14 protein-coding genes are annotated in these 16,051 nt (G+C 70.9%); 8 read left to right on the top strand and 6 right to left on the bottom strand.

The annotated features are described in order from the left end of the window. Positions 1–97 precede the first annotated feature (97 nt). The 6 genes from ACFRKB_RS27680 (at position 98) to mscL (ending at position 6,236) form a co-directional block, all read left to right on the top strand. Positions 98–1,660: a potassium/proton antiporter gene (locus tag ACFRKB_RS27680; protein WP_383109211.1), complete on the top strand. Its 1,563-nt coding sequence runs from the start codon at positions 98–100 to the stop codon at positions 1,658–1,660. A gap of 240 nt (positions 1,661–1,900) precedes the next feature. Beyond that, entirely contained in the window at positions 1,901–3,256 is a 1,356-nt protein-coding gene (locus ACFRKB_RS27675) for an MFS transporter (RefSeq protein ID WP_383109209.1), read from the top strand. Positions 3,257–3,322: 66 nt separating this feature from the next. Beyond that, on the top strand, positions 3,323–3,709 hold the full coding sequence (locus ACFRKB_RS27670; RefSeq protein ID WP_383109208.1) for an FmdB family zinc ribbon protein: 387 nt from the start codon (positions 3,323–3,325) through the stop codon (positions 3,707–3,709). A gap of 102 nt (positions 3,710–3,811) precedes the next feature. Beyond that, complete coding sequence (locus ACFRKB_RS27665; RefSeq protein WP_383109207.1) at positions 3,812–4,645, top strand: S-methyl-5'-thioadenosine phosphorylase; 834 nt, start codon at positions 3,812–3,814, stop codon at positions 4,643–4,645. Positions 4,646–4,838: 193 nt separating this feature from the next. Further along, a complete protein-coding gene (locus ACFRKB_RS27660) occupies positions 4,839–5,489 on the top strand; it encodes a hypothetical protein (RefSeq protein WP_383109206.1) in 651 nt (216 codons plus the stop codon). A 198-nt stretch (positions 5,490–5,687) separates the two neighbouring features. Next, entirely contained in the window at positions 5,688–6,236 is a 549-nt protein-coding gene (mscL, locus tag ACFRKB_RS27655; protein WP_383109204.1) for a large conductance mechanosensitive channel protein MscL, read from the top strand. A 22-nt stretch (positions 6,237–6,258) separates the two neighbouring features. Here the strand turns inward: mscL and ACFRKB_RS27650 are convergent, their stop codons facing one another. Continuing rightward, entirely contained in the window at positions 6,259–6,483 is a 225-nt protein-coding gene (locus tag ACFRKB_RS27650) for a hypothetical protein (protein WP_383109203.1), read from the bottom strand. A gap of 251 nt (positions 6,484–6,734) precedes the next feature. On the opposite strand from ACFRKB_RS27650, the gene ACFRKB_RS27645 reads away from it, so the two are divergent. Next, positions 6,735–7,766: a P1 family peptidase gene (locus ACFRKB_RS27645; protein WP_383109202.1), complete on the top strand. Its 1,032-nt coding sequence runs from the start codon at positions 6,735–6,737 to the stop codon at positions 7,764–7,766. 146 nt (positions 7,767–7,912) lie between these two features. Beyond that, positions 7,913–8,761 (top strand): DUF6227 family protein, encoded by an 849-nt coding sequence (locus tag ACFRKB_RS27640; protein ID WP_383109201.1) that lies wholly within the window; start codon positions 7,913–7,915, stop codon positions 8,759–8,761. A 77-nt stretch (positions 8,762–8,838) separates the two neighbouring features. Here ACFRKB_RS27640 and ACFRKB_RS27635 read toward each other — a convergent pair whose 3' ends face one another. From ACFRKB_RS27635 to ACFRKB_RS27615, 5 genes are all read right to left on the bottom strand, one after another. Next, positions 8,839–11,022, bottom strand: a complete 2,184-nt coding sequence (locus tag ACFRKB_RS27635) for a PTS fructose transporter subunit IIABC (protein WP_383109199.1) — start codon at positions 11,020–11,022, stop codon at positions 8,839–8,841. Positions 11,023–11,125: 103 nt separating this feature from the next. After that, positions 11,126–12,073 carry a 1-phosphofructokinase gene (gene pfkB / locus ACFRKB_RS27630; protein WP_383109198.1) on the bottom strand — a complete coding sequence of 316 codons (948 nt, stop codon included), beginning with the start codon at positions 12,071–12,073 and terminating at the stop codon, positions 11,126–11,128. 11 nt (positions 12,074–12,084) lie between these two features. Continuing rightward, positions 12,085–12,846, bottom strand: a complete 762-nt coding sequence (locus tag ACFRKB_RS27625) for a DeoR/GlpR family DNA-binding transcription regulator (RefSeq protein WP_383109197.1) — start codon at positions 12,844–12,846, stop codon at positions 12,085–12,087. 107 nt (positions 12,847–12,953) lie between these two features. Then, positions 12,954–14,165: a S1 family peptidase gene (locus tag ACFRKB_RS27620; protein WP_383109196.1), complete on the bottom strand. Its 1,212-nt coding sequence runs from the start codon at positions 14,163–14,165 to the stop codon at positions 12,954–12,956. Positions 14,166–14,445: 280 nt separating this feature from the next. Beyond that, positions 14,446–16,047, bottom strand: a complete 1,602-nt coding sequence (locus ACFRKB_RS27615) for an MFS transporter (protein ID WP_383109194.1) — start codon at positions 16,045–16,047, stop codon at positions 14,446–14,448. Positions 16,048–16,051: the final 4 nt, after the last annotated feature.

The raw sequence follows: 16,051 nt of genomic DNA, 5'->3' as shown, positions 1-16,051 counted from the left end.
AGATCACATCCGCTCGCACTGGCAATCGAAAGCGTCAAGAAAACGTTAAAGATTAGGTAAGGTAACGAAGTACCGGCTGCCGGAGGAACGATCCGGCATGCGCGAGGGGAAGGATCGACCGCTGTCTGTCCACCATCTCAATGAACTCCTGCTCATCAGCTCCCTCGTGCTGCTGATCGCGGTCGCCGCCGTCCGGATCTCCTCCCGGAGCGGGCTCCCCAGCCTGCTGCTGTATCTCGGGATCGGGGTCGTCATAGGACAGGACGGCCTCTTTCACGTCAAGTTCGACAACGCCGAACTGACACAGGTAATCGGATATGCCGCTCTTGTGGTGATCCTGGCCGAGGGTGGCCTGGGCACCAAGTGGAAAGAAGTGAAACCGGCGCTGCCCGCCGCCGCCGTGCTCTCGACCGTGGGCGTCGCGGTGAGCGTCGGGGTGACCGCCTCCGCCGCGCACTATCTGATCGGTCTGGAGTGGCGGCAGGCGCTGATCGTCGGCGCGGTTGTCTCCTCGACGGATGCCGCGGCGGTCTTCTCCGTCCTGCGCAAGGTCCCGCTGCCGTCCCGGGTGACCGGGGCGCTGGAGGCCGAGTCGGGTTTCAATGACGCCCCTGTGGTGATCATGGTGGTCGCGCTCTCGGCGTCGGGCCCGGTCGAGCACTGGTACGTGCTGGTCGGCGAGATCACGCTGGAACTGGCGATCGGCGCGTGCATCGGACTGGCCGTGGGCTGGGCGGGCGCCTACGGGCTGCGGCATGTGGCCCTGCCCGCCTCCGGGCTCTACCCGATCGCCGTGATGGCCATCGCCGTCTCGGCGTACGCGATCGGCGCCACGGCACACGGCAGTGGCTTCCTCGCCGTCTATCTCGCCTCGATGATCCTGGGGAACTCCAAGCTGCCGCACGCCCCGGCCAACCGCGGGTTCGCGGAGGGGCTCGGCTGGATCGCGCAGATCGGCATGTTCGTTCTGCTCGGGCTGCTGGTGACCCCGCACGAGCTGGGCGACGACTTCCTGCCCGCGGTCGTCGTCGGTCTCGTCCTGACCGTGGTGGCCCGGCCGCTGGCCGTGCTGATCAGTCTGCTGCCGTTCCGTATCCCCTGGCAGGAACAGGCGCTGATGTCCTGGGCCGGTCTGCGCGGCGCGGTGCCCATCATCCTGGCGACCATCCCGATGGTCTCGAACATCGAGGGCAGCCTCCGGATCTTCAACATCGTCTTCATCCTGGTCGTCGTCTACACGCTGGTCCAGGGGCCGACGCTGCCCTGGCTGGCCAAGGCCCTGCGACTCGGCGACCCCGCCGAGGCCGCCGACCTGGGCATCGAATCCGCGCCACTGGAGCGGCTGCGCGGCCATCTGCTCTCCGTGGCGATCCCCGCGCACTCGAAGATGCACGGCGTGGAGGTCGGAGAACTGCGACTCCCGGCCGGGTCCGCGGTGACCCTGGTCGTGCGGGACGGCAAGAGCTTCGTACCGCAGCCGGCGACCGTACTGCGCCGCGGCGACGAACTCCTGGTGGTCGCGACCGATCCGGTACGGGATGCCGCCGAGCGACGGCTGCGGGCGGTCGGACAGGGCGGAAAGCTGGCCGACTGGCTGGGGACGGGCGCGGGTGCGGGGGCCGGAACCGGCGCCACGACCGGTGGCAACCTCCGTCCGTAATCGCAGGCGTACGTTCATGATGCTCACTCCTTTCCCAGGTGGCGTGGTGTTCGCACCTGTACGATGAAGGCACAGTTGATCGACCAACTCTGCCTGACGCAGTGCTGGCGCGACCGTATGGCGGCCGTGGCGTTCCCCGATGTGGGCCCTGGTATCTACCGCAGTTCCGCGCAAGAGGACAGCTCTCGGCGACGCCCGTACATCCGGGACGCGCTACCAGGCGGCAGAAAGGCAAGGACCGTGTCCCACAACACGGTCGACACCACCGGGGACGCCACCCCGGCCGCGACGCCCCGCCCCGGATACGGACGGCTGCTGCGCACGCCCGGCGCCTGGACGTTCCTGCTGCCCGGTTTCGCCGCCCGGCAGCCCTTCGCGATGCTGACGATCGGCATCGTGCTCCTGGTCCAGCACACCACCGGCTCGTACGGCAGCGCGGGAGCCGTCGCCGCGGTGACCGGCGTCTCCATGGCGCTGTTCGCGCCGCAGGGCGGAAAGCTCGCCGACCGGTTCGGGCAGCGCGCGGTGCTCGTCCCGGGCGTGCTGCTCCATACGGCGTCCGTCACGGCGCTGATCGTGCTGGCGCTCGCGGACGCCCCGCTGTGGGTACTGTTCCTCGCCGCTGTCCCGACGGGTGCCTCCGTTCCTCAGATCGGTCCCATGGTCCGCTCGCGCTGGGCCGCCGTACTGGGAGGCAGCCCCTCCGGCCCGGGCCCCGGATCGGGCGCGGGCTCACGCTCCCGTGGCGACGCTTCCCTGCTTCCGACGGCCGCCGCCTTCGAATCCGTGACGGACGAGTTCACTTTCGTCATAGGCCCGGTACTGGCGACCGCGCTGTGCACCGGCGTCCACCCGGCGGCCGGGCTGATCGCCGAGGCCGTGCTGACGCTGGCCGGCGGGCTGCTCTTCGCCGCCCAGCGGGGTACCCAGCCCAAGACCGGCCGTCGCGGGGAAGGCGGCTCGGCCGAGCCGCGCGTCTCCGCTCTCTCCGTGCCCGGGGTGCGGGTTCTCGCCATCTCCTTCCTGGGGATCGGTTCGGTCTTCGGGGGGATGCAGGTCTCGCTGACCGCCTTCGCCGAGGAGATCGGCAACCCCGGCGTGAACGGTCTGCTGTACGGCGTCTTCGCGGCGGGCAACATGCTCGCCGGAATCGTCTGCGGCGCCGTGGCCTGGAAGATCGGGCCGCGTCGCAGGCTGATGGTCGGATACGCGGGGCTGACGCTGGCCGCGTCAGCGCTGTGGGCTGTGCACTCGGTGCCGCTGCTCGCCGGACTCGGACTGCTGGTCGGACTCTGCATCGCGCCCGCGCTGATCACGGGGTACACGCTGGTCGAGTCGCTGGTGCCCGCCTCGGCCCGTACCGAGGCGTTCACCTGGCTGACCGGCGCCGTCGCGCTCGGTCAGGCCGCGGCGGTCACCGTCGCCGGACAGCTGGCGGATGCCCATGGCGCGAGTGCCGGATTCCTGGTGCCGCTGGTGGGCACCGCGCTGGCGCTGGTCACGCTGATCGCGCTGCGTTCGAGGCTGGCCCCGAAGGTCTCCGGGCGGGTCACCGCGCGTGGGAAGAGTCACCGCGAGCCGGTGACAGTGGACTGATCGCGCGGAATACGTCACTATGGAGCGTCGTTAGCACTCATTGAGTGAGAGTGCCAGGAGGAGCAAGTGCCGACCTATCAGTACCAGTGCACCGAGTGTGGCGAGGGCCTCGAGGCGGTGCAGAAGTTCACCGATGACGCCCTTACCGTGTGCCCGAATTGCCAAGGACGCCTGAAGAAGGTCTTCTCCGCGGTCGGCATCGTCTTCAAGGGCTCCGGGTTCTACCGGAACGACAGTCGTGGCTCGTCGTCGAGCAGCGCGCCCGCTTCGGCGAGCTCCTCGGGTTCGACCTCGGGTTCCACAGGTATGAAGTCGTCCTCGTCGTCGGAGTCCAAGGCCACGGCGTCGGCCTCGTCCTCTTCCGGCTCTGGCTCCTCGTCGGGCGGCTCCGGGTCCGGTTCGGGCTCCGGCTCCAGTTCGTCGAGCAGCTCCAGCGGCTCCTCGGCCGCCTGAGGTCTCCCTCCTTTCTCTCCTTCTGTTTCGTGGGGACCCCGCCGTTCTTGAACGGCCGGGGTCCTTCGCGTACGCGCGGGCGAGTACGGCTACTGTGATCGGATGGCGAACGCAGAGATCGGTGTGATCGGTGGCTCGGGTTTCTACTCCTTCCTGGAGGATGTGACCGAGGTCGAGGTGGAGACCCCCTACGGGCCCCCCAGCGACTCCCTCTTCCTCGGCGAGATCGCCGGCCGACAGGTCGCGTTCCTCCCCCGGCACGGACGCTCCCACGGCCTCGCTCCGCACCGCATCAACTACCGCGCGAATTTGTGGGCACTGCGTTCCGTCGGTGTGAAGCAGGTTCTGGGACCGTGTGCCGTGGGAGGGCTGCGGCCGGAGTTCGGGCCGGGCACGCTGCTCGTACCCGATCAGTTGGTGGACCGTACGAAGGCGCGCACGCAGACCTACTACGACGGGCTGCCGCTTCCGGACGGAAGCACCTCGAAGGTCGTGCACATCTCGCTCGCCGATCCTTACTGTCCTGAGGGACGCAGGACAACGCTGGCGGCGGCGCGGGGGCGCGACTGGGAGCCGGTGGACGGCGGGACGCTCGTGGTCATCGAGGGACCGCGTTTCTCGACGCGGGCGGAATCGCGGTGGCATGCGGCGATGGGCTGGTCGGTGGTCGGGATGACCGGGCACCCCGAGGCGGTACTCGCCCGTGAACTGGGGCTCTGCTACACCTCCATGACTCTGGTGACGGATCTGGACGCGGGCGCGGAGGCCGGTGAGGGGGTCTCCCACGAGGAGGTCCTCAAGGTCTTCGCCTCGAATGTCGACCGCCTGCGCACGGTGCTGTTCGACGCGGTGGGCGGATTGCAGGCGAGCGAGACGCGTGACTGTCTGTGCGCGCACGCTCTGGACGGGATCGACACCGGCATCGAGCTGCCTTGATCAGGATGTGCCCGGCCCCCTCGCCAACCATGCGTGAGAAACCGGGAATTGCGGCGACGCCCGCCTGAACCACTCCGGCGGGTGAGGAAGTTATCCACAATCGCCGACTGATACACAGTTCGCAGCGGGATCGTGACGGACCGTGCATCGTGAGGAGCGATCGCAGAACTCCTCACGGCAGGTGGTGGTTCCTATGTCCCGTTCCTTCTCGCACGATCCGTCCCTTCTCCCTCTTCCTCCTCTCCCGCGCCCGTCCCCCGTTCCCTCCTCGCTCGCCTCACCCTTTCCCTCTCCCCTCTCCTCACCCGCCCCGCCCGAGCCGTGCGGTGTGCCGCCCTTCGACCCGCTGCGGGTACGGGGCTCGGGCCGACGGCTGCGCAGGGCGCTGTTCAGGCGGCGGCGCGCGACGGCGGCCGGTCTGGCCATGACGGCCGCCGCGCTGGCCGCCGCCGGGGCGGGGGGCTCGGTCGGTGCGGCGGCGGACGCCGACGCCCGCGCGGAGTCCACGGCGCCCGGCGCCGTGGCGGTGCCACCGCCATCCCGGCCGTCTCGCGCTCAGCGAGCCGCCGAGCTGGTGTCCGCGCCAGTACGTATCGCGGACGCGGCGACGGTCCGGCTGCTGCGCCGAGGAGACCGGGTGGATGTGATCGCGGCGGCCGAGGGGGCGCCGGAGGCGAGGGTGGTGGCCTCGGGCGCCCGGGTGACCGAGGTTCCGAAGGCGCCGGAGACCATCGGGGACGGCATGGACGGCGGGGCGCTGATCGTCCTGTCCGTTCCACGCGCGACCGCCACGGAGCTGGCCGGCGCGGGCGCCACATCACGGCTGGCGGTGACGCTGTGCTGAACAGGCTCGTGCGGGAGTGGCTTGTGTGTGGGCGGCTTGTGCGGGGGTGGTTCCCGCTGAGCCGGGGCTTTCGCACTCGCACTGGCGAGCTGTGGAGTCGCCTGATCGCGTCTGCGGATTGGACAGTGTGGGCACGCGCTGCCGTAGGTTGCGAAGCTGATTGTCACCTCTACCGCACATGCGAAGAAAGGCTCACTCGTGAGCAAGGAGAAGGAGAGCGTGCTGGAGGGCTTCAAGGCCTTCCTGATGCGCGGCAACGTGATCGACCTCGCGGTCGCGGTGGTCATCGGAGCGGCGTTCACGAATGTGGTGAACTCGGTCGTCAAGGGTCTGATCAACCCGGTGGTCGGCGCGTTCGGCACCCAGGATCTGAACAAGTACAGCTCGTGCCTGAAGGCGCCGTGCGAGACGAACGACGCGGGCGAGGTCGTGAGCGGCATTCCGATCATGTGGGGAACGGTGCTGAGCGCGGTCCTCACGTTCCTGATCACGGCGGCCGTCGTGTACTTCCTGATGGTCCTGCCGATGGCCAAGTACCTCGCCAGGCGGGCCAGGCAGCAGGCCGCCACGGAGCAGGTCCAGGAGGTTGTGGAGGTCAGCGAGCTGGAGGTGCTGAAGGAGATCAGGGACACGCTGATCGCGCAGCGCGGCCCAGGGACAGCCGTCCCCGGGCAGACCACCTCTGGGCAGACCGCCCCCGGTCAGACCACCCCGGGACCGAACAATCCGGGGCAGGGCAATCCGTAGCGGCTGATTGCTTCACCGCAGGTCAGAGGTGGTGGGGCGGCTTCTCGTCGAGGAAGCGTGCGAGATCGGCGGCGCTGTCACCGCTCCCGGCGGGCCGGTCGCCCCAGCCGCGGTCCGTGTCGTCCGTCGACTGCTGGTCCAGCGGATCGTCGAAGATCAACGCGGGACTGGGGCGGGGCGGCCGGGACGGCTGGGCCGGCTGGGGCTGCTCCGCTGCCGGCGGCTCGGGAGTGGGGGCGGTGCTCATGGCTCCAGGGTACGGGGGCGCGGTCCGCACCGGCGCGGACGAGGACGGCCGGAGGCAACCCACCCCGGCGTGGGTGGCACGCAGCGCGCGCCTCACCGGCCTACCCGGCCCACCACCCGCGCCTCTGCTGCCTGTACGTTCCTCGGGGCCTGGGCGGTCCCTGTGTCGGGACCGGCGGGGGCGACCGTGGCGGTGGGGTGGCGCCTGGCTCTGTTCGGGCGCGTGGACGCCCGTGGTACGGATGGGGGTTCATGACATCCAATGACGCACTGACCGACGTGGCGGGCCTGCGGGTCGGGCACGCCCACGTGGCCGGGGACCGGGCGCTGACCGGCACCACCGTCGTTCTCGCCCCGGAGGGCGGGGTGGTGGCCGCGGTGGACGTACGGGGCGGCGGGCCGGCCACCCGGGAGACCGACGCCCTCGATCCACGCAATATCGTCCAGCGCGTCGAGGCCGTCGTGCTGACGGGCGGCAGCGCGTACGGGCTCGACTCGGCGTCCGGGGTGATGGCGTGGCTGGAGGAACGCGGGCGCGGCATCCGGGTCGGTCCCGACCCGTCCCAGGTGGTACCGGTCGTACCGGCGGCCGGGGTCTTCGACCTGGGGCGCGGTGGCGACTGGCGGGTCCGCCCGGACGCGGCGACGGGCCGTGCGGCGGTGGAGGCGGCGGCCGGTACGGCGAGCGGGGCGCCGGTCGCGGAAGGCGGCGTGGGCGCCGGGACGGGCGCTCTCGTCGGCCCGGTCAAGGGCGGGGTCGGCACGGCGAGCCTGGTCCTGGAGTCCGGGATCACGGTGGCCGCCCTGGTCGTGGCCAACGCGGCGGGGTCCGCGATCGATCCGCTGACGGGCGTGCTGTACGGGCGCTACTTCAACGGCCGTACGGAGTACCCGGCGCCCGCGGTCCACGAGGCGGCCCAGCGGCGGCTGGCCGAACTGCGGGAGCGGAACGGACCCCCGCCGCTCAACACCACGCTCGCCGTCGTCGCCACCGACGCCGGACTGTCCCGGGCGCAGGCGCACAAGCTCGCGGGCACGGCGCACGACGGCATCGCGCGCGCCGTCCGTCCCGTGCATCTGCTCAATGACGGGGACACGGTTTTCGCCCTGGCGACGGGTCAACTCCCTCTCGCCGAGGGGGATCCGCTCGCGCTCAATGAGGTCCTGGCGGCCGGAGCCGACGTCGTGACCAGGGCAATCGTGTCCGCCGTCGAGTCGGCGGAGAGCGTGGCGGGGCCCGGCGGGACGTTCCCGTCGTACCGCGAGCTGTACCGGCTCGACTGACCGGCGTAGTCACCGAGTTGACGGGGGGCGCGCGGGAACTTCACGTACGCCCCCTTCGTTTTCTCAAACTTAGGACGCGATGTCAGCCCTAGGCACTACGTTATGCAATCACCAAGTGACATGTGGCGACGGCCTGGAGACCCATCTTGAACGATCCCTACGAGACAACCGAGACGCACCTCGAGCGACTCCTGGGTCGGGCACTCAACTCCTTCGACCTGCCGGACGCGTTGGTCGAGCAACTCGGCCATGCGCTGGCGCACGCCAGCTCGCTGTGCTCCGCGCACCACAGTGCGGGGCTGCACCGCGAGACGTACCGGCACACGTATCTGCTCATGGACGGCAGCGCGCTCAGTCTCTGGGAGCTGGTGCACAACACCGGCCGGGACAACGCGCGGTCGCACGAGCTGTACGCGGAGGAGTCCGAGGCGCAGCTCGCGGCGGCCCGTCTCTGCCGTCCCGGCAGCCCCGAGGCCCCGCGGCTCTCCGACGACGGGTCAGCGGGCCCTGAGACCGTGCGCGATCCCGACGGGCCGCCCATGGACGATGTCGCGGCCGGTCTGCTCGCGGAGCTGGAGTCCGAGCGCACGGCCGAGATCGACGCGCATCTCGCCCTGCTCCGCGGTCTGCGCGCCATGCCCTCGACGCCGGTTCCGCGACACCGGATGTACTCGCCGGACAACTCCCCGGACCATGCCCGGCGGGTGCTGCGCCGGGCCGAGAACTCCGACCGGCCGGGCGAGCGGACCGCGCGGCTGCTGCGGACGGCGTTCGCGCACCACATCACACAGGTATTCGGAAGACAGTGCCAGGTCGAGGGAAAGGACGCCGGGTTCATGCTCTACGAGCACGCGTTCCTGCTGATCGACGGCAGCGAGACGAGCCTGTGGGAGGTGGAGCACACGGCGACTCCGGACGGCCGCCATATGTGCGAGGTCTACGAGACGGAACACCTCGCGCGCGAAGCCATGGAGCTCCGCGCGCAGGTGCGATGACATGAGACGGGGGAGGGAGGGGGTGGGTCGTACGGCCGCCAGGGGTGGACGGTCGCACGACCCCACGAGAGTCAGGCTCAGACGGCCACCGGTACCTTGGCGTCCGCCGCGGCTCCCCCGTCGCCGGTGACGTCGCCACCGGCGGATCCGGCCTCCGCCGCCTGGTCCGGGCGGCCCGTCTTACGGGCTCCCTTGAGCAGGATGACCAGCCCGGCGCTCACCGCCGTACCCGCCGCGATCGCGATCAGGTAGAGGAACGGGTTGCCGATCAGCGGGATCACGAAGATGCCGCCGTGCGGGGCCCGCAGCGTGCACTCGAAGAGCATCGACAGCCCGCCGGTGACCGCGCCGCCCGCCATCGCGGACGGGATCACCCGCAGCGGGTCGGCGGCCGCGAAGGGGATCGCGCCCTCGGTGATGAAGGAGGCGCCGAGCACCCAGGCGGCCTTCCCGTTCTCCCGTTCGGTACGGGTGAACAGCCTGCCGCGTACGGTCGTGGCCAGCGCCATGGCGAGCGGCGGGACCATGCCGGCGGCCATCACGGCGGCCATGACCTTGAGGCTGCCCTCGTTGGGGTTGGCGAGACCGCCGACCGCGAAGGCGTAGGCGACCTTGTTCAGCGGGCCGCCCAGGTCGAAGCACATCATCAGGCCGAGAACGACGCCCAGGATGATCGCGTTGGCGCCGGAGAGGCCGGACAGCCAGTCGGTCAGCGCCTTTTGGAGGGAGGCGATGGGTTTCCCGACCACCAGGAACATCAGGAAGCCGACGATCGCCGAGGAGACCAGCGGGATCACGACGACGGGCATGATGCCGCGCAGTGGCGCGGGGACCCTGAGCCGCTGTATCGCCATCACCGTGCCACCGGCGATCAGACCGGCGGCCAGGCCGCCCAGGAAGCCCGCGTTGATGGTGAGGGCTATGGAGCCGCCGACGAAGCCGGGCACCAGACCGGGGCGGTCGGCCATCCCGTACGCGATATAGCCCGCGAGGACCGGCACCAGGAAGCTGAACGCCAGGCCGCCGACCTGGAAGAGCAGGGCGGCCCAGCTGGTGTGGTCCGTCCAGATGAAGTGCTCGGCTACGGAAGGGGCCTTGTTGATGGTGTAGCCGCCGATGGCGAAGCCGAGGGCGATGAGCAGCCCGCCCGCGGCCACGAACGGAACCATGTAACTCACGCCGGACATCAGCCACTTGCGCAGCTTGGTGCCGTAACCCTCGTTCGGCTCACCCGCGTTGTCCACGGGTGAGGGGTGGGCGCTCGCCGTGCCGGTGATCTCGCCGCGTTCCGCCTTGCCTCGCACCTCGGCGATCAGCTCGGCGGGCCGGTTGATGCCCGCCTTGACGCCGACATCGACGGTGGGCTTCCCGGCGAACCGCTCCTTCTCCCGTACCGGCACATCGTGCGCGAAGATCACGGCGTCGGCGGCGGCGATGACGGCGGGGTCGAGCCGGTTGAACCCGGCGGATCCCTGGGGCTCGACGACCACCTCGACGCCCGCCTGCTGTCCGGCCTGTTCCAGCGCCTCGGCGGCCATATAGGTGTGGGCGATGCCGGTGGGGCAGGAGGTGACGGCGACGATCCGGAAGGCGCGGCCGGCGTCGGCGGGCTTCGTCGGCTCCTCGGGCTCCTCGGGCTTCTCGGGCTTCTCGGGCTTCTCGGGCTTCTCGGCTGCCGGGGGTGCGGCCGAGGGCGCCTCAGCGGCCGGGGCCGCCGCCGCAGACGCCCCTGGCTCCGCAGACGCCTCCGGCTCCGCAGGCGTCTGCGGCTCCGTCGACGCTGCGGGCTCCGGCTGCGAATCGGGCTCGGGCCGCGCGGCTTCCTCGCCGCGGATCAGCGACGCCGCCGCGGTCGCGTCCGTCGCCGTACGCAGCGCCGTCGTGAACTCCTCGTTCATCAGGCGCCGCGCCAGGGCGGAGAGGATCGTCAGATGGGCGTCGTCGGCACCGGCCGGGGCCGCGATCAGGAAGATCAGGTCCGCCGGGCCGTCCGGGGCCCCGAAGTCGATGCCCCGCGCCGAGCGGCCGAAGGCCAGCGTGGGTTCGCTGACATGGGCACTGCGGCAGTGCGGGATACCGATCCCGCCGTCGAGCCCGGTCGGCATCTGCGCCTCGCGCGCGGCCACATCGGCCAGGAAGCCGTCCAGGTCGGTGACCCGGCCCAGGGTCACCATCCGTTCGGCCAGCGAGCGGGCCGCGGCTTCCTTCGTCTCGGCGGCCAGGTCGAGGTCGACCAGGTCCGCGGTGATCATGTCGCTCATCGCGGGCTCCTTCGCTCGCTTATCGCGCGGGTCAGGTGAGTGGGGAAAGAGGCAGAAGGGAGAGGGGTGGCGGCAGGATGCCAGGGGGCGGGAGGGGACGGGGTCATGAGGCGGGCTCCGTGAGAGGACGGTCCAGCGGAATGTCGGCGGTCACCGTGACCGCCGACGGGTCCAGGTCCGCCGGCGAGGGCATCACGCTGCCCGGCAGCTGCACCGCCGCCGCGCCATGCGCGACGGCGGACGCGAGGGCCTCGGGGCCTTCGCCGCCCGCCGCCAGGAACCCGGCCAGTGAGGCGTCGCCCGCACCGACATTACTGCGGACCACGGCGACGGCGGCGGAGCCGAAGTACGTCCCCGCGCCCGAGACCAGCAGCTGGCCGTCCGCGCCGAGGCTGGCGAGCACGGACCCGGCGCCGTACGTGCGCAGCTCCTCCGCGGCCTTCACCGCGTCGCCCACCGTCGCCAGGGGGCGGCCGACGGCCTCGGCCAGCTCTTCGGCGTTCGGCTTGACGACGTCCGGCCGTTCCCGGAGGGCGGCGAGCAGCGAGGGGCCCGAGGTGTCGAGCGCGATCCTGGCCCCGGCGCGGTGCGCGCGGGCGACCAGCTCGGCGTACCACTCGGGCGCGAGACCGCGCGGCAGACTGCCGCAGCAGGCGATCCAGGCGGCCGCGCCCGCGTGCGTACGGATCGCGGAGAGCAGCGACTCCGACTCGGCGGCCGTCAGCTCGGGACCCGGCGCGTTGATCTTCGTCAGGGTGCCGTCCGGCTCGGCGAGCGCGATGTTGGAACGGGTCGCGCCGACGACCGGCACCGGCGCGACCTCAATGCCCTGCCCCGCGAGCAGTTCGGCGACGAGTGCGCCAGGCGCACCACCGAGCGGCAGTACGGCGACCGTACGCCGGCCCGCCGCGGCGACGGCCCGCGAGACATTGACCCCCTTGCCGCCGGGGTCCATACGCTCGGCCGTGGCCCGCAGCACTTCGCCTCGGTCGAGAGCCGGGACCTCGTACGTACGGTCCAGGCTCGGGTTCGGGGTGACGGTGAGAATCATGCGGCGCTCTCCTAGACGCACAGCACTTCGGTGCCGGCGGCCTCTACCGCCGCGGCGTCCGAAGGGCTGAGCCCACTGTCGGTGATGAGCAGGTCGACATCGGCGAGAGCGCCGAAGCGGGCGAAGTGCTCCTGGCCGTGCTTGGCGGAGTCGGCGAGCAGCACCACCCGCCGGGCGGCGCCGACGAGCGCGCGCTTGACCGCGGCCTCGGCGAGGTCCGGGGTGGTGAGACCGCCCTCCGGCGAGAACCCGTTCGTGCCGAGGAAGACGACATCGGCGCGGATCTCGCCGTACGCGCGCAGGGCCCAGGCGTCGACGGCGGCGCGGGTACGGTGCCGCACCCTGCCCCCGACGAGATGGAGGTCGATGCCCGGGTGGTCGGCGAGCCGGGCGGCGACGGGCAGCGCGTGGGTGACGACGGTGAGCCCGCACTCCAGCGGCAGCGCCGCCGCGAGCCGCGCCACGGTCGAACCGGCGTCCAGGATCACGCTGCCGTTCTGCGGCAGCTCGGCGAGCGCCGCGTGCGCGATACGGTCCTTCTCGTCGGCGGCGGTGGACTCGCGCTCCGCGAGGTCCGGCTCGAAGTCGAGCCGCCCGGCCGGTATGGCCCCACCGTGCACACGCCGTACGAGCCCGGCCCTGTCCAGGGCCTTGAGGTCACGCCGTACGGTCTCGGCGGTGACCTGGAACTCCTCGGCCAGCGACAGCACATCGACGCGGCCGCCCTCGCGGGCGAGGCGCAGGATCTCCTGCTGACGCTCCGGTGCGTACATGTGGTTTTACGTCCATTCCGTGCCCGAACCTGTGGTTTCGGCGACACGCTACGCCCAGATTTCCAGAAAGTAAACAGATCCGGGCACGGTATGGACAGAGTCGGGCATCAGTGGTTCTGAGTGGCGCTGCCTTCGCCGTAGCCGGCGGCTCCCTCCCCGGCAGCGTCGTTCCCAACGGCACCACCGTCGTCGCCCACGCTTCCGTCGCCGATGCGAGCGCCGGCCGCGGCCAGCGCGGTCGTCACCGGCTGGAAGAACGTCTCGCCGCCGACGGTGCAGTCGCCGCTGCCGCCGGAGGTCAGTCCGATGGCGCTGCCGTCCGCGGTGAAGAGGGGGCCGCCGCTGTCGCCGGGCTCCGCGCAGACGTCGGTCTGGATCAGGCCGGTGACCGTACCCTCCGCGTAGTTGACCGTGGCGTCGAGGCCGGTGACCGAGCCGTCGTTCAGCCCCGTGGTGCTGCCCATACGGATCACCGCCTGGCCCACCGTGGCCTCGGCGGCCCCGGTGATCTCCACGGTCTGCCCGTCGCCCGTGTCGACCGTGCTCGGCGCCTCGGCGGTGGCGTCCTCGTAACCGACGAACGCGAAGTCACCGTCGCCCGGGAAGGTCGCCTGTCGCACGGTGCCCACCGGCGCCCCGCCCGCGGCGTCCGACCACTCGGCGGCGGCGACTCCGCAGTGGCCGGCGGTGAGGAAGCCGGGCGCGCCGTTCCCGTCGACGACGTTGAAGCCGAGCGAGCAGCGCGCGCCGCCGCCGAAGATGGCGTCACCGCCCGCGGCGACGGTCTTGAACTCACCGGCGGACTTCTTGATACGGGCCGTGTCCGCGCCCAGCGACTCGACCGTGGACTCGATCCGGTCCCACTCGTCGCCGGTGACGGTGCGGTCCGCCGTGACCTGGATCTGGTTGGTCCTCGGATCGACGGCCCACGCGGTGCCCGGGATCGTGGCCTGCCGCCGCAAGGTCTGTGCGGCGGACTCCAGTTGGGCCGTGCTGTTCTTGACGCTCCGCACCACGGCCCCGGTCCTGGCGACCTCGGCGCGCATAGCGCTGTCGTCGCCGACGACATTGACGGTGACCTGTCGCGTGTCCCTGTCGTAGTAGGCACCGGCGAAGGCCGGGCCCAGCCGCTCGGCGATCCGCGAGGCGAGATCACCCGCGGACGACGCGCTCAGCGTCTTGGGCGCGGGGGCCGCGGAGGGGTCGGCACCGTCCTGCGAGGCATTGGCCTGGGGCAGCAGAATCGCGGCCGCCACCACGGCGGCGGCACCTCCCCCGGCGAAGACGATCTTCCGCTTGGGTATGCGTTTGTGGCTCAACTCGTGACCTCCTGTGGGGAACGGAGTCCGCTCGTCGGCAGCAGACGAAATGCGCTACGCGGTACGGGCCTTCATACGCAGGAGACCTGAGTTGTGTTCAGCTCGGCGGTACGCGAACGACGGTGGTACGCGGACGCAGTTCGGTACGCGCACGCAGTTCGGCACTCGCACGACGGTGGTACGCGGACGCAGTTCGGCACTCGCACGCAGTCGGTACGCGCACGACGGAGACCCGCACCCTGACGCCTGCCCGGTGCGGGTCTCCGTCTACGAATGGCCGCTATGTCCGAGCGGACTCCACGGCCTCCATCGCCGACTCCTCCACATGCTGCTTCGGCCGGGCGGGCAGCGCGAACATCACCCCGAAGATCAGCACGAGCACCGCCACCACCCACCACAGCGCGTGCTGGAATCCGTCCACGAAGGCCGTGCCGACCGCCGACGGGCCGACCGCCGAGGCGCCACCGACGCGGTCGTCGACCACAGCGAAGAACACCACCGACACCAGCCCGAGCCCCAGCGCGTTGCCCATCTGCTGCGTGGTGCTGATCAGACCGGATGCCGAACCCGAGTGCTCGCGCGGCACCCCGGACAGCACCGCGTCCGTCAGCGGCGCGACGATCAGGCCCATACCGAGCCCCATCACCGTCAGCGGCAGCGCCATCTGCCAGGCATGGATCTCCGTTCCGTACCGCCCGGCCTCCCAGATGTAGAGCAGCAGCCCCGACGCCATCGTCAGCGCACCGGTCTGGAGCACCTTCCGGCCGAAGCGCGGCACCAGCTTCTGTACGGACAGCCCGGCCGCCACCGAGACCGCGACCGAGAACGGCACTCCCGTGAGCCCCGCCCGCAGCGGGCTCCAGCCGAGACCGACCTGCATATAGAGCGTCCAGACCAGGAAGAAGATGCCCAGGGCGACCCCGAAGGTCAGCTGCACGGCGATCCCCGCGGCGAAGCTCTTCACCTTGAACAGCGACAGTTCGACGAGCGGCGAACCGTCCTTGCGCGTCTTCCACTTCTCGTACGCCACGAACCCCGCGAACACCAGCACGCTGCCCGCCATGCACAGATGGCCCCACAGCGGCCAGCCCAGCTCGCGCCCGCGCGTGAGCGGGTAGATCAGCATCAGCAGGGCGACGGTCACCAGCACCATGCCCACCAGGTCGAGCCGGAGCGCCTTGGGCGCCTTGGACTCGGTGATGAACTTACGGCCGAGCAGTACGCCCGCGATCCCGACCGGCAGATTGATCAGGAAGATGGGCCGCCACTCCAGTCCGGCGATGTTCCACTGCGTCAGCAGCGCGCCGAGCAGCGGTCCCGAGACGGCGCCGAGGCCGACGATCGCGCCGAACATCCCGAAGACCTTGCCGCGTTCGTGCGCGGGGAAGGTGACATGGATGATCGCGAGCACTTGCGGCACCATCATCGCCGCCATCGCGCCCTGGAGCAGCCGTGCTCCGGCCAGCATCTCGGCGTTCGGGGCGAAGCCGCAGAGGGCGGAGGCGATCGTGAAGCCGGTGATACCGATCAGGAAGAGCCGCTTGCGGCCGTATATGTCACCGAGCCGACCGCCTGTGATCAGTCCGGCGGCGAAGGCGAGGGCGTATCCGGCGGTGATCCACTGGATGGCCCCGAAGGTGGCGCCCAGATCCCGTTCGATGCTCGGGATGGCGATATTGACGATCGTGACGTCGACCAGGTCCATGAACGCGGCGGTCATGACGACGGCGAGGGCCAGCCAGCGACGCCGGTCGCCGGGCGCGGACGCCTGGTCCAGAACGGCAGACGATGACAACAACGAAGGCGGAGAAGGCGGGGAAGACAGTGGCGGCGCGGGCGGTGCAGACGGTGCAGACGGTGGCGACGCAAGCGAAGTACTCATGCGG

The organism is Streptomyces scopuliridis (genome assembly GCF_042790125.1).
In the GTDB taxonomy this organism is placed as follows: domain Bacteria; phylum Actinomycetota; class Actinomycetes; order Streptomycetales; family Streptomycetaceae; genus Streptomyces; species Streptomyces scopuliridis_A.
Note: the sequence above shows the minus strand (reverse complement) of the source record. Positions and strands in the feature narration are given on the sequence as shown.

Coding starts and splice junctions, on each gene's coding strand:
- ACFRKB_RS27680 (WP_383109211.1), top strand. CDS start 98: ATGCGCGAGGGGAAGGATCGACCGCTGTCTGTCCACCATCTCAATGAA.
- ACFRKB_RS27665 (WP_383109207.1), top strand. CDS start 3,812: ATGGCGAACGCAGAGATCGGTGTGATCGGTGGCTCGGGTTTCTACTCC.
- ACFRKB_RS27660 (WP_383109206.1), top strand. CDS start 4,839: ATGTCCCGTTCCTTCTCGCACGATCCGTCCCTTCTCCCTCTTCCTCCT.
- ACFRKB_RS27650 (WP_383109203.1), bottom strand. CDS start 6,483: ATGAGCACCGCCCCCACTCCCGAGCCGCCGGCAGCGGAGCAGCCCCAG.
- ACFRKB_RS27645 (WP_383109202.1), top strand. CDS start 6,735: ATGACATCCAATGACGCACTGACCGACGTGGCGGGCCTGCGGGTCGGG.
- ACFRKB_RS27635 (WP_383109199.1), bottom strand. CDS start 11,022: ATGAGCGACATGATCACCGCGGACCTGGTCGACCTCGACCTGGCCGCC.
- pfkB (WP_383109198.1), bottom strand. CDS start 12,073: ATGATTCTCACCGTCACCCCGAACCCGAGCCTGGACCGTACGTACGAG.
- ACFRKB_RS27625 (WP_383109197.1), bottom strand. CDS start 12,846: ATGTACGCACCGGAGCGTCAGCAGGAGATCCTGCGCCTCGCCCGCGAG.
- ACFRKB_RS27615 (WP_383109194.1), bottom strand. CDS start 16,047: ATGAGTACTTCGCTTGCGTCGCCACCGTCTGCACCGTCTGCACCGCCC.